11 protein-coding genes are annotated in these 13,092 nt (G+C 67.4%); 7 read left to right on the top strand and 4 right to left on the bottom strand.

Annotated features, from left to right (window positions below; translation table 11 throughout):
* Positions 1–10: 10 nt before the first annotated feature.
* Complete coding sequence (locus AC1DHX_RS03465; RefSeq protein WP_476860074.1) at positions 11–1,666, bottom strand: thiamine pyrophosphate-dependent enzyme; 1,656 nt, start codon at positions 1,664–1,666, stop codon at positions 11–13.
* The gene (locus AC1DHX_RS03460; protein WP_476857846.1) at positions 1,663–3,000 is read right to left on the bottom strand and encodes an MFS transporter; all 1,338 of its coding nucleotides are present in this window, start codon (positions 2,998–3,000) and stop codon (positions 1,663–1,665) included. The genes AC1DHX_RS03465 and AC1DHX_RS03460 overlap by 4 nt, the downstream gene beginning before the upstream one ends.
* Before the next feature lie 153 nt (positions 3,001–3,153).
* On the opposite strand from AC1DHX_RS03460, the gene AC1DHX_RS03455 reads away from it, so the two are divergent.
* The 5 genes from AC1DHX_RS03455 to tgt all read left to right on the top strand — a co-directional run bounded on the left by AC1DHX_RS03455 (position 3,154) and on the right by tgt (position 8,249).
* Positions 3,154–4,347, top strand: coding sequence for a PucR family transcriptional regulator (locus AC1DHX_RS03455; RefSeq protein ID WP_476860073.1), 1,194 nt, complete (start codon positions 3,154–3,156; stop codon positions 4,345–4,347).
* A 35-nt stretch (positions 4,348–4,382) separates the two neighbouring features.
* Entirely contained in the window at positions 4,383–4,922 is a 540-nt protein-coding gene (locus AC1DHX_RS03450; protein ID WP_079551800.1) for an NUDIX hydrolase family protein, read from the top strand.
* Between the two features lie 119 nt (positions 4,923–5,041).
* On the top strand, positions 5,042–6,139 hold the full coding sequence (locus AC1DHX_RS03445) for a DUF6707 family protein (RefSeq protein WP_476860072.1): 1,098 nt from the start codon (positions 5,042–5,044) through the stop codon (positions 6,137–6,139).
* Positions 6,140–6,191: 52 nt separating this feature from the next.
* Positions 6,192–6,917 (top strand): SRPBCC family protein, encoded by a 726-nt coding sequence (locus AC1DHX_RS03440; RefSeq protein WP_476860071.1) that lies wholly within the window; start codon positions 6,192–6,194, stop codon positions 6,915–6,917.
* A 33-nt stretch (positions 6,918–6,950) separates the two neighbouring features.
* A complete protein-coding gene (gene tgt, locus AC1DHX_RS03435) occupies positions 6,951–8,249 on the top strand; it encodes a tRNA guanosine(34) transglycosylase Tgt (protein ID WP_476860070.1) in 1,299 nt (432 codons plus the stop codon).
* Positions 8,250–8,388: 139 nt separating this feature from the next.
* Here the strand turns inward: tgt and AC1DHX_RS03430 are convergent, their stop codons facing one another.
* Positions 8,389–9,408, bottom strand: coding sequence for a sugar phosphate isomerase/epimerase family protein (locus tag AC1DHX_RS03430; protein ID WP_476860069.1), 1,020 nt, complete (start codon positions 9,406–9,408; stop codon positions 8,389–8,391).
* The gene (locus AC1DHX_RS03425; protein ID WP_476860068.1) at positions 9,405–10,583 is read right to left on the bottom strand and encodes a Gfo/Idh/MocA family protein; all 1,179 of its coding nucleotides are present in this window, start codon (positions 10,581–10,583) and stop codon (positions 9,405–9,407) included. Before AC1DHX_RS03425 ends, AC1DHX_RS03430 begins: the two co-directional genes overlap by 4 nt.
* A 153-nt stretch (positions 10,584–10,736) precedes the next feature.
* Between AC1DHX_RS03425 and AC1DHX_RS03420 the strand changes: the two genes are divergently transcribed.
* Together AC1DHX_RS03420 and AC1DHX_RS03415 are read left to right on the top strand one after the other, a co-directional pair.
* Positions 10,737–11,750: a LacI family DNA-binding transcriptional regulator gene (locus AC1DHX_RS03420; RefSeq protein ID WP_476860067.1), complete on the top strand. Its 1,014-nt coding sequence runs from the start codon at positions 10,737–10,739 to the stop codon at positions 11,748–11,750.
* 270 nt (positions 11,751–12,020) lie between these two features.
* The gene (locus AC1DHX_RS03415; RefSeq protein WP_476860066.1) at positions 12,021–12,962 is read left to right on the top strand and encodes a type IV toxin-antitoxin system AbiEi family antitoxin domain-containing protein; all 942 of its coding nucleotides are present in this window, start codon (positions 12,021–12,023) and stop codon (positions 12,960–12,962) included.
* The last annotated feature ends 130 nt before the right edge of the window (positions 12,963–13,092 follow it).

The following is a 13,092-nucleotide window of genomic DNA, read 5'->3' as shown; positions in this document are numbered from 1 at the left end:
CGGGCTCCGGTCAGTTGCTGGCGGTCTTGGGTGAGCGGGTGGTGGGGTCCTGCGGGAGGTGCAGGACTGCCGGCAGCCCGGATTCGACGGCACGGCGGAAAGCGGCGCCGAAGTCCTCTGCCTTCTCGACCCGTTCGCCGTAGCCGCCGTAGGACCGGGCCAGTGCGGCGAAGTCCGGGTTGGTCATGTGCGTGCCCGAGGGCCGGCCCGGGTAGTGGCCTTCCTGGTGCTCACGGATCGTGGCGAAGATGCCGTTGTCCACCACGAGGGCGATGAACTTCCCGCCGTGGCCCATGGCCGTGGCCATTTCCTGGCCGTTCATCATGAAGCAGCCGTCACCGGCCACGGAAATCACCTGGCGGCCGGGGTAGGCCAGGGAGGCAGCCACCGCCGCCGGGATCCCCATGCCCATGGCCCCGTTGCGGGGTGCGGCGAGGGAGTTCGCGGTGTTGTGCTTCAGGTAGCGGGCCGGCCACAGCGAGTGGTTCCCGGCCCCATAGGTGATGACGGCGTCGTCGTCCATTTCCTGTTTGAGGATTTCCATGACGACGTCGAGGTCCACATATTCCGAGTCCACTCCGTTCCCGCTGTCCGGCTGCGCGGTGGAGAACTTCTCGTAGTCGGCGCGGGCCCCGGCCAGCCAGCCGGCCTCGGGATCCGCCGCGGAATCCGTGGCGGCGAGCGCGGTGGCGAAGGACGAAACGTGGGCCGGAATGTGCTGGTCCAGCCGGCCGAAGTGACCCAGCAGATCGGCGCCGGGGTGGACGACGACGGTGACGGCATCCAGTCCGCGCTTGTAGCCGTCGGAGAGCACGTCGGCGCGGACGCAGCCGACGAAGACCAGCAGGTCGGCCTCGTCGAGGCGGCGGGCGTTGGCGTCGCTGCGGGCGTAGCCGAGGTAGCCGGCGTAGGCGTCGCTGTTGTGCGGGACGGCGTCGTAGGCGCGGAAGTCTGCGAGCACCGGGACGCCGTGGCGTGCGGCCCAGCCGGCCAGCGCGTCGGAGGATTCCTGGTTCCAGCCTTCGCCGCCCACCACGATCAGGGGCTTCTTGGCCGCGGCCAGCTTTGCCTCCAGGCCGGCGAGGTCTGCCGCTGAAGGTTCGGACCGGGCGACAGTGCGGGGTTCCACTGTGCACGATTTCGCTGGGCCCGATTCAATGGCGTGGACCAGCACGTCTTCGGGGAGGCCGATCACCACGGGACCCGGCCGGCCGCTGAGGGCCGTGAAGATGGCGTCGTCCACAACGCGGGCGGCGGAGGCGGCGTCGTCGAGCGTCAGGACCTTCTTGGCGGTGCTGCCGAACCAGGCGTTGATGTCGAATTCCTGGAACGACTCCCGGCCGCGGTCCGCGACCGGGATGAGGCCCACGAACAGGATCATCGGGGTGGCGTCCTGGTGCGCGGTGTGGATGGCGATGAAGGCGTTGGCTGCACCGGGGCCACGGGTCACCATGGCCACGCCCGGAAGCTCCGTGAGCCGGCCTTCGGCGAGGGCCATGAACCCGGCGCCGCCTTCGTGGCGGGTCACCACGGTTTCAATGGAGGATCCGTGCAGGCCGTCCAGCACATCCAGGAAACTCTCCCCGGGAACACCGTAGACGCGCTGGATACCGGCTCGTTCCAGCTGGGCAACAATCAGGTGCCCGGCGGTGGTTGTTGTACTCAATGCTTCATTCCCTTTTCTTCGATACTCAGTGCGGGGAGGAAAATGCCGGACAGCGCGGTCAATACGGACACCACCAGCAAGATGATGGCGCCGGGCCAGAACGAGTTGCCATTGGCGGCCACGAGGGCGGTGGCGATCAGCGGCACGAAGCCGGAGATGACGCCGGCGCTGTTGGAGGTGATGGCGACGCCGGTGTACCGGACCTTTGTGGCGAAGAGTGCGGTCAGGGCCGTTCCGGACACCGCGTAAGGGATGGACAGGGTGCACACGCCGATGATCATGGCGATGATGACCAGGGCGGGGTTGGCGGTGTCGATGGCCAGGAAGACCGGCACGGCGATGACGGCGGAGGCGATGCCGCCCCAGAGGATGACCTTGCTGGCGCCGTATTTCTCGCCCATGCGGCCGGCCCAGATCAGGGCGAAGATTTCGAAGACGGCCGCGAGGAGCGAGCCGAGAAGCAAGGTTTCGTAGGGCATCTTGAGCACCTTGGTGCCGTAGAAGACTACGAAGCTGGTGATGAGGTAGAAGCCGCCGATGCCCAGCAGCGCCGAGCACATGCCCACCAGGATCTGGCGCCAGCTCTTCGTCAGGACGCCGCGGATGGGGGCGTGCTCGGTCTCGCCGGACTCCATGAGGGCTTCGAATTCCGGGGACTCGCTGAGTTTGCTGCGGATCCACATCGAGATGGCCAGCAGCGGGATCGCCGCGATGAACGGGATGCGCCAGCCCCAGGCATCGAAGTTGGCTTGGCCCACCAGGTAGAGCATTCCGAAGAAGCCGCCGGAGGACAGGATGGTGCCGATAGGCGAGCCGAGCTGCGGGAGGGCAGCGTAGCGGGCGCGCTTGGCAACCGGGGCGTTTTCGACTGCGATGATCACCGCGCCGCTCCACTCGCCGCCGACGGCGAGGCCCTGCAGGATGCGCAGGGCAACCAGCAGGATGGGGGCCGCGACGCCGATCGTCATGTAGTTCGGGAGCAGGCCGATGAGCCCGGTCACGAGGCCGATGCCCACGATGGTGACCATCAGGATCTTCTTGCGCCCCACCTTGTCCCCCAGGGCCCCGAAGATGAAGCCGCCGATCGGGCGGGCCACGAAGCCCACGGCCAGGGTGGCAAAGGAGCTCATGGCCGAGACGAAGGGGTCCTGGGACACGAAGTACTGCGCGTTGAACACCAGCGCTGCGGCCGTGGTGAACAGGAAGAAGTCGTACCACTCCAGCGCCGTTCCGACGAGGGCCGCGAGGGCGACTTTCTTGGCCACGCTCTCATCGACAACCCCTGGTAACTGCGGGCCGGCGGTGGTGGTGGCGTTGCTTGCGCTGCTTGCCATGTTTACTCCAAATAATGCGGAAGGGATGGAACCGGCCGATAAGGCCGACGGGGTGTGACTGCGCTCACCCGATTTCTCTTGTCCCATTCTGCCAGTACATTTCGTCCAAAAAACTAGCATTGCATCACGCATTTCCATGCCTAAAATGTGTGAATGCACAATTTTCATTCGCCGGGCGATTCCCTGCGCTGGGCCGAACTGGTGGAGCTGCTCCACGGGCGGCTGGACACGCTGGCCGAAACATTTACGGCGAGGGTCCGTGACATCCCCGAGTATGCCGAAAAACAGGTGGGCTCCGGGGATCTCGAAGTGACTGCGCGCGAAACATTCAGGCGTTTGGTGGACGGGCTGCGCGGACAGGAACTCCGGCAGCAGTCCCCCCTTGGTCCGGCCATGGAGTCGCTCCTCGAATTTGCTGCCGATCTGGGCGCCAAACGCGCCCGGGCCGGCATCCCGCCGGAGGCGCTCATCTCGGCCGTCCGGCTGGACTTCAGCATCATCTGGGAAGGCCTGCTGCAGATCGCCGATGCCGAGGACGCCGCGCTGCTGGCATCCAGTGTGGACAGGGTGTGGCGCGTCGTGGACCAATTCGCCACGCGAACCCACACGAGCTATCTGACCGAACGCGTGCGGATGGCCCAGGAGGAGTCCAGCATCCGCCGCGAATTCATTGCCCGGCTCTTCAACCAGGCTAGCCCCACCGCGGAGACCGTCAGCCAGGTCGCCGCCGCCCTCGGCATGGACTCGACCGCCCGCTTCGGACTCGTGGCGGCCAGTGGCGACGCCGCAGTGAGTCTCCGAACGGCCGCGACCAGCCTGGGCTCCGGGCAACAGACACGCAGCCGGTTCTTCGTCCACGAATTCGGCGGGAACACCTACGCGTTCTGGCCGCTCCCGCCATACCGGGACGGCGCCCGGCACTCTGTCCCCGCCGCGTTGACCGACATCCCATGCGGTTATGTTCCGGGCGTCGCCGGGCTGCGGGCGCTGCCCGCGGCCGCCCGCACGGCCGGAAGCCTCGCCTCCCTGCTGCGGTCTTCCGATTCCGGGCCCCTGTCAGCGGAGGCCGCCTGGGCCCGGCTGGCCAAGCAGCAAATGCTCGACGTCGGCCTGGACCTCCTGGCCGACCTTGAGACCGGCCTGTCCGGGTGCCGCGGCGGCGAACGGGAGCGGCTGAAAGAAACCGTCCAGCATTACTTGGAAACAGGGAGCATTACGGCGACAGCGCAGCAGCTCTTCTGCCACCGCAACACCATCCTCAACCGGATCAGCCGCTTTCAGGATCTGACAGGCGTGGACCTGGCGGTCCCGGCGCAGACGGCCCGGCTCGTCGTCGCTTGGGCGTGACGCCCGGCGGGTCAGGGATGGGGTAGAACTTAACCATGAATGTGCGCACCCCTGACCCGAATCCCGGCTGGCTCTCCGACGACGACCTGTTCGAAGCGCGGGGCAGGCTGCCGATGGTCTACGTCGAGGCCGTTCCGGTCCGGCTGGACCCCCTCGGGTTCGTGAACGAGGTCGGCACCCTCCTGCAGGCCGACGAGGACGGCACCATGGTCCGGTCCCTGGTGTCCGGCCGCGTTCTCTACCGCGAGACCATCCGCGCCGCCCTGCTCCGCCATATGGAGAAGGACCTGGGCCCCCTCGCCTTCCCGCAGCTTCCGGTCAGCCCGGTGCCGTTCACCGTGGCCGAGTACTTCCCGTCCCCGTCCCATACCGGCTTCACGGACGACCGCCAGCACGCCGTTGCCCTGGCGTACATCATTCCTGTGACCGGCGAATGCTCCCCGCGGCAGGACGCCCTTGAGCTGACCTGGATGACCCCGCAGGAGGTCATGGGCACGGACGTGCAGCTCGAATTCAGCGGCGGCCGGGGGGCCCTGATCCGGCAGGCACTGGCGTTCGCGGGAGTCGGCAACTAGCCGCTTCGCTGGGGCCCGGCGCCGGCCGGGACTCTCGGGGGCTCCCCTGCGTCCCCGACTTCGTGCGGCCGATTTTGTAGACTGTTGGGCGGACCGCAAGAGAACTTTAAGGACTCCCGATGACCCACCCCCCAGCCTCCCGGAACTACAGTGAACAGCAGGCTGGATCTCTGCGGGCCGGTGACCACCTGATTCTGCCCGACGGAAACCGCTCCGCCGAGATCCATCGCGTGGATGTCGAAACCGACGATTTTGGGACTCCCGCCATGGTGTTGACGACCCTCAGCGGCGGCGGTGTGCTGCGGATCGCGGCGGGATCACTGGTCCGCGTCACGGACGACGCCGGGGCCGGCACCCCCGTGTCCGACGGCGGCGCGCCCGGCACGCCAACTCCTTCCGATGGCGGCGCCCCTGCGCCGGAAGAGGCTGAGCCGGTCGCACCCGGGCCCGACGCAGCTGAATCCGACGCAGCTGAATCCGACGCTGTCGGGTCCGACGCAGCTGAATCCGACGCTGCCGGGCCCGACAATACGGCGGCAGCCGCCGTCGTCGTTCCTCCCCAGCCTGTTGCGCCGCCCGCGGTGAGCGGACCCAGCGAAGCGGACCTGGCACTCATCCCGGCCCCCGACGGCACGCCGGAGTCTGTCGTGGAGGCCGCGGCCGAGGACCATCCGGGCGCCGTCGGTGTCCTCCTGCTCAGTGAACGGCTCGCCAAGGGCATCAACACCAAGTCCGGGAGCTGCCTGAAGGATCTCAGCGACCTCGCGCACGAGCTCTTCGTCACCCTCAAGGACCCCGACAACGCCCTGGCGGTCGCGGACCTGCTCAACGTCCTGCCGTTCGACGGCAACCCCGACCGCTGGGCCTCCGTGGAGTCATCGCTGGCGCTCTCCAGCTACATCTGCCGCCAGCTGGGTCAGGACCAGCGCGCCGGGATCTACGAGAAACTGCTCCGCGAGCCGGAGGCCATGGAAACGGACCCGTTCAAGGCCAGGATCAACGCCAAGGTGCGCCAGCGCTCGCTCAACGAGCCCAACCTGTACGACAAGGAAATCTTCCGCTCGATCGACAACGCGAACCAGGATGCGGAACGCGACTGGCGCCTGCTGCGGCTCGAGGCGCTCCTGTTCCTGCGCGCGCACGGCGGCTCCGAAACAATTGGCACCGTTGAGCTGGAACGCCGGATCGCCAACGAGCTCGAATCGGTCCGCGCCTGAGGTCTAGCGTTGGGCCCTACCCGTGGCGGGCCCGGAGTTGTAGATTCACCCCATGACGAACAATCTGAGCGTTGTGATCAATTCCGACGCGCAGCAAGTTTGGACCATGCTGCGCGAACCCGCCAAGATCGCCCAATGGCACGGCTGGGTGGCCGATGACCAAGAGGCCGAAATCAACGAAATCTACTTCGGCCCCAATGTGGTCGAAGGCGCCGACCACACCTCCCTGGTGGTCGACGGCGGCGACGTTTTCACCTTGAAACCTGTCCCCACGGGCACGGAGGTCAGCGTCACCCGGGCGGCAATCGACCACAATTCCGAGTGGGCGGCCTGGGACGAGGACATCACCCAGGGCTGGCTGACATTCCTCCACCAGTTGCGCTTCGCCCTGGAGCGCCACCCGCATGGTAAGCGCCGGACCTACTTCTTCTCCGTTCCCGGCTCAGGCGGGTCCGCGATCGAAAGGCTGGGGCTGAGCGATGTCCCGGTGCCGGGGGACCCGTATTCGCTCACCCTGCCCACGGGCGAGGAAATCTCCGGCAAAGTGTGGTTCCGCAGCAACCACCAGGTGGGTCTGACCGTCCACAACTATGCCGAGCACGGGGACGGCCTGCTGATCGTGGCGGACCAGCCCGCCATCGCCGACGTCCGGCCCGACGGCGGATCCCTCGCAATCGTCTCCACCTACGACCTCGGGGCCCACCAGTTGGAGGCGGTCCGCGACTACTGGGACAAGTGGCGGGCTGAGAACTACCCCACATCGGATCCCGTCCACTGAGTCCTGAGCTGCGTTAGCTGGCACACTTGAACCGTGCCAGCCAATCCTGACTTCGCGTCTTCGTCCCCCGCGCCTGCCCGGCAGTCCGAGTTCTCCTTCCGCGTGGGCAAACGCCTGAGCGAGACGTGCCCGCCGTCGGCCGGGCAGGTTGCCGCCAACGGCGGTGAGTTCCTGGGCCGGACCGGCACCATCGCCACCCCGCACGGGGAGATCCAGACCCCGGCGTTCATCGCCGTCGGCACCAAGGCCACTGTCAAGTCCGTGCTGCCGGAATCCATTGCCGAACTCGGCGCGCAGGCGGTGCTGGCCAACGCCTACCACTTATACCTGCAGCCGGGCGCGGACATCCTGGACGAGGCCGGTGGCCTGGGGGCGTTCATGAACTGGCGCGGTCCGACGTTCACCGATTCCGGCGGTTTCCAGGTGATGAGCCTGGGCTCCGGGTTCAAGAAGGTCATCGACATGAAATCGGTGGACAATTCGGGGCCGGACGACGCAGTCGCACCCGGCAAAGAACGCCTGGCCCACGTGGACGAGGAAGGCGTGTGGTTCAAGAGCCACCTCAACGGCGACCGGCACCGCTTCAGCCCCGAGATCTCCATGAACGTCCAGCACCAGATCGGCGCGGACATCATGTTCGCGTTCGACGAGCTCACCACGCTGCAGAACTCCCGCGGCTACCAGGAGGAGTCCCTGGAGCGGACCCGGCGCTGGGCCGAGCGGTGCATCACCGAGCACTTCCGGCTCACGGACGAGCGCGCCGGCAAGCCCTACCAGGCCCTGTTCGGGGTGATCCAGGGCGCCCAATACGAGGACCTGCGCCGCAAGGCCTGCCGCGACCTCGGCGCCATGAACTTCGACGGCTTCGGGATCGGCGGGGCGCTGGAGAAAGAGAACCTCGGCACGATCGTGCGCTGGTGCAACGAGGAGCTGCCGGAGAACAAGCCGCGGCACCTGCTGGGCATCTCCGAACCGGACGACATCTTCACGGCCATTGAAAACGGCGCGGACACCTTCGACTGCGTCTCCCCCACCCGGGTGGCCCGCAACTCGGCGTTCTACCACCCCACCGGCCGGTACAACCTCTCCGGCGCCAAGTACAAACGCGACTTCGGCCCGCTGCAGGAAGGCTGCGACTGCTACGCCTGCCTGAACTATTCGCGGGCCTACATCCATCACCTGTTCAAGGCCAAGGAGATGGTCTCGGCCACCCTGATCTCGATCCACAACGAGCGCTTCGTTGTGAAGATGGTCGACGACGCCCGGCTCGCCATCGAGGCCGGCAACTTCTTCGAGTTCAAGGCCGAGACCCTGGCGAACTACTACTCCTAGGCCGTCCCGGCGTCGGTGCGGCCCCGGCGTCGGCGCGGCCCCGGCGTCGAGGTCGCCGGAACCCTGCGAGATCGCCGGAAGTTTCCGGCGACCCCGCAGTGTTCCGGCGACTCGGCGGCAGAACTCGGGTGCCGGGCCGTCAGTTGGTGAGGTGCAGCGACGCCGCGAGTGCCGAGTCGGCGTCCCGCAGGACCTTTGCCGCCACCTGAAGGCCCTCGATCCGGCCCAGGGAGACGTCCTCGTGCTCGATGTTGACCAGCATGTCCGGGTCCACCTCGTAGAGCGCGCGCAGGAACTCGGTCCAGTAGGCCGTGTCGTGCCCGCGGCCCAGGGCAACGAAGTCCCAGGCGGAGTCCTTGGGCCATTCGTTGGCCCACTCGCCGCCGCCGAGGTTGGTGCGGTTTTCGTCCGGGGAGAGCCGCCGGAAGCTGTTGTCGAGGACACCGTAGAGCGCTGCGTTGGCGGTATTGATGCGGACGTCCTTCGCCGCGGCCTGGAAGACCAGCGGGCCGAGTTCGCGGACCACCGCGACCGGATCCATCTGCTGCCAGAACAGGTGCGAGGCGTCCAGCTCGACGCCGACATGGGTCGCGCCGGTAAGCTCAATGAGCTTGTGGACATCGGCGGTGTTGAACACGATGTTCTGCGGGTGCAGCTCAAGGGCCACCTTCACGCCATGGTCGGCAGCCAGGCGGTCGGTTTCCTTCCAGAAGTCGGCCGCGATGCCCCATTGGTAGTCGAGGACGTCCAGGGCCGCCGAGTTCCAGGCGTTGACCACCCAGTTGACCGTGGTGGCCCCGGGTTCGCCGCCGGGCAGGCCGGACATGGTCACCACACGGTCCTGTCCCAGCCGCTGCGCCAGCCGGATGGAGCGGCGGATGTCCTCGGCATGCTTCCCGCCGATCTCACGCTTGGGGTGCAGCGGGTTGCCATTGCAGTTCAGGCCGGCAATCGAGACGCCGGTGCCCTCGAAAATCGCGAGGTAGTCATCGCGGGCCGCATCGCTTTCCAGGATCTGGTCCATGGTGGGGACGTGGACGGCCGGCAGGAACCCGCCCGTGTTGATTTCGATGCCGGTCAGTCCGAGGTTGGCGATGACCTTGAGGGCCTCGGGAAGGGGCCGGTCGTGCAGGATTGCGTTGTAGACGCCGAGTTTCATAGCGTGATTTTCTTTCCGTTGTTGAGGGCGGATTCGGTGACTGCGCCGAGCAGCTCCATGTTGCGCACGCCCTCGTCGAACGTGGCGCAGCGGGGCAGGGAGTCCGCCTCGCTGAGGCCGGCGACCTCCTCGAGGAAGGCCCGGGCCTGGTAGCCGAAGGCGTCGTTCTGGCCGAAGCCGACGCTGGGCGCGTCCATGGCCAGCCCGCCGGCGATGTAGGGGTGTCCGGGGCCGAGGATCACCTGGCGGTAGCCGTTTTCGTTGGCCGGGCCGTCGTTGAGGAACAGCTCGATCTCCGCGGGGCGGCGCTGGTCGAACCKGGCGGCKCCGTTYTCRCAGAAGACYTCGAAGATGAGGCTGTTYGCGTGCCCKGCGGCGACMCGSGAGACCTCGAARCCGCCTGCACCGTTCTCGAATTCGGCGGAAAACACCGCGTAGTCGTCGTTCTCGACCGGCTCGAACGTGTCGCTGACCGCGGCGTGGTCGTGGCCCATGACGGCGCCCAGCGGCAGCGGGCGCTTGTCGATCACGGTGCTGAGGCGTCCGCCGCTGATGGACTTGATGTCGCCGCAGAGGAACTCAGCGACGTACGTCAGGTGGCTGCCGACGTCGGCCAGGGCCCCGGAGCCCGGGCCGCCCTTGTAGCGCCAGCTCATGGGCGCCGACGGGCTGAACCCGTAGTCGGTCCAGTAGCGGCCGCTGAAGTGCAGGACGTTCCCCAGCACGCCGGTGCGGATGAGGTCCCGGATGTAGGCGATGCCCGGCGTGCGTCGGAAGGTGAACCCGATGCGGGCAATCGAACTGGCACTGCGGGCCGCCTCGGCCATGGCGCGGGCGTCCTCGATTGAGTCGCTCAGCGGCTTCTCGCATAGCACATGCTTGCCGGCGGCCAGCAGGCCCTCCACGACTTCGCGGTGGAGGGAGTTCGCGATCACGACGCTTACGACGTCGATGTCATCGGCCTCGGCGATCGCCTGCCACGAGGCGTCATGGCGATCGTAGCCGAAACGCTTCGCGGCCAGGGAACCGAACTCGGCGTTGACGTCGCCGATGGAGACCAGCCGGATAGGAGGAAGAACCGGGCTGTAGAGCGCCGACGCCGTGCGGTACGCGGCCGCATGCGCTTTTCCTGCCATTCCGGCGCCGACTACGGCAACTCCCAAACTGTCAGCCATCGATTTCTCCTTTGAAATTCGGTCAGGCCGACGGCCCGACGGTAAAAATTGGAGCGCTACAAAATTTGGCGCTGAACAAAAGCTTAGCTATGTGCATATGTCCTGTCAATGGTTGACCGGTTATCCTCGGATGAGACGTGAAAGGCCCTGCAGATGTCGTTGAATACCCCCAGAACCCGCCGCCCGACGATCTACGACGTCGCCAAGAGCGCCGGCGTCTCCCCGTCACTGGTCTCGCTCGTGCTTCAAAACCCGTCAAAGGTCAGCGAGAAGCGTCGGGCGGCCGTCCGGGCGGCCATGTCGGAGCTCGGTTACCGCCCCAGCCGGGCGGCGACCACGCTCGCCAGCAGCCAGACGAAAAGCATCGGGCTGGTCATTGACGACTTCCGGAACCCATGGTTCGTGGACCTCCTGCGCGGCATGGAATCCGTGTTCTCCCCCCACGGCTACCAGGTCACCCTCGCCGATTCCCGCCCCGGCGAGAACCGCATCACGGAGGCCGTGGACGGCCTGCTGTCCATGCATGTGGAGGGCCTCGTCATCGCCGCCGAGCCGAGCGAGTCCATGATGGCCGGCACTTGGGTTCCCGCCGTCGTCGCTGGCTGGCGGAACGGCGTTCCCGCCGGCGCCGGGCTCATCACCAACGACGACGACGGCGGCGGCCGCATGGCGGCGGAGCACCTGATCGGGCTCGGCCACACACGCATCGGACACCTCTCGGGCTCCGGCGGCGCCGCGGCCCACCGGCGGGAGGGCTTCCGCCGCCGCATCCTGGAGGCCGGCGTCGAGGCCCGGATCGCCGGCGAATCCCGCGGCACCTCTGAGGAGGACGGCTATGCGGCCGCCTGCTGGGTCCTTGACCACCACCCCGACACGACCGCCCTGTTCGCCGCCAATGACACCATGGCCCTGGGCGCCTTCGCCGCAGCCAAGGCCCGGGGCCTGTCCATCCCGGAAGAGCTCTCCGTGATCGGCTACGACAACTCCCCGCTGGCCAAGTCGCGGTATCTGGACATGACCTCGGTGGACAACCGGAGCGACATTGTCGGGTCCGGCGTCGCAAGCGCCCTGCTGGCACGGATCCAGGACCCCACCCTCGAGCCTGAGCGCCAGCTGATCGAGCCGGACCTCATCGTCCGCGGAACCACCGCCCGCGTTCCCGGCTGACGCCCCGCCGGCGAGTCCCCGCCGCCCGCCGTCGCCCGACCCGGCCGCCTTCCTGCCTGCCCTGCCCTGCCCGCCTCCCTGCCTGCCGTCGAATTCGCGGGAAACCACCGACTTCGCCGTAAATTGACGGCGCCTCCGCCGCGTTCCGGCGAAGTGAGCGGCGTCCAAGGCCGCCGTCTCCCAAAGTAGCCAAGGTGCGGCCGCCTCGTGTTTTCCACATAGCGACGACGGGGCCTCCTGCCCGCTCCTATATCGGCCGAAGCTGGTGGCATGACGCATAGCCCCGCGCTGGGGCTGCCGCCGACAGGTAACCTCTGGCGCACCGAACAGCTCCTGGATCTCGGCTTCAGCTCGCGCGCCATCCGCTCGCTCCTCGATTCAGGCACCCTCGTCCGGCTTCGGCACGGCTGCTACATCCGCGCCAGCCTCTGGAACGCCCAGTCGCATACTGTCCGGAGCCGGCAGCTCATCTACGCGCACGCCCACGGAACGCGTACGACGTCGACAGGAGCCTTCCACTACAGCCACACTTCCGCGGCGCGCCTCCGCCTCCTCCACCTGTGGGAAGTGGATGACATGATCCATGTCCTCCAGAAGGTACGGCCCTCGAACGAGCGTCACGGCAGTGACGTCCGCTGCCACACGCGCCCCTTCGCCGACCACGACGTCGCCGTGGTGAACGGCCTCCGGACCACGTCCCTGGAGCGCACGACGGCCGACTGCGCCATGCTGCTGCCCTACAGGCAGGCGTTGATCCTCACGGACCACGCGCTTCGACTCGGCGCGGACCCGGGCGCCCTGCAGGCCATGGCAGATGACCTGGACGGCCGCCGGGGCATTCGGACTTTCCGCCGTGTCCTGGCCGCGGCCGATCCGCGCTCCGAATCTCCCGGCGAGACCCTGACCCGCGACCTGATCCTGCGGCTGCGGATCCGGCCACCTGAGCCGCAGCTGGAAGTGTCGAGCCGCGCCGGGCGCCATCGCCTGGACTTTGCATGGAAGGAGGAAAAGGTCGCCCTCGAGTTCGACGGCAAAATCAAGTACTTCGACTACAGTCCCACGGCCGAGGTGCTCTTCGAGGAACGGCGCCGGGAGAAGGCCCTGGTTGAAGAGGGCTGGCGGTTCGTCCGCGTGGAGTGGAAGGACCTCTTTCGCGAGCAGGAATTCAAACACCGTCTGCTTCGTGCGCTGGCCGGCCGCCGGCACCCCTGAGCGTCGAATGCGTTGCGGCGCCCGGCACCCCACACCCCGCACCCCAACGACTCGAATTCGCCGGTAGCCCGCCACGTCGTCGGAAACTTACGGCGACACCGCGGGTTTTCGGCGAATTGGGCGGCTGCTG

The organism is Arthrobacter sp. 05N33_2 (assembly GCF_056397425.1).
Note: the sequence above shows the minus strand (reverse complement) of the source record. Positions and strands in the feature narration are given on the sequence as shown.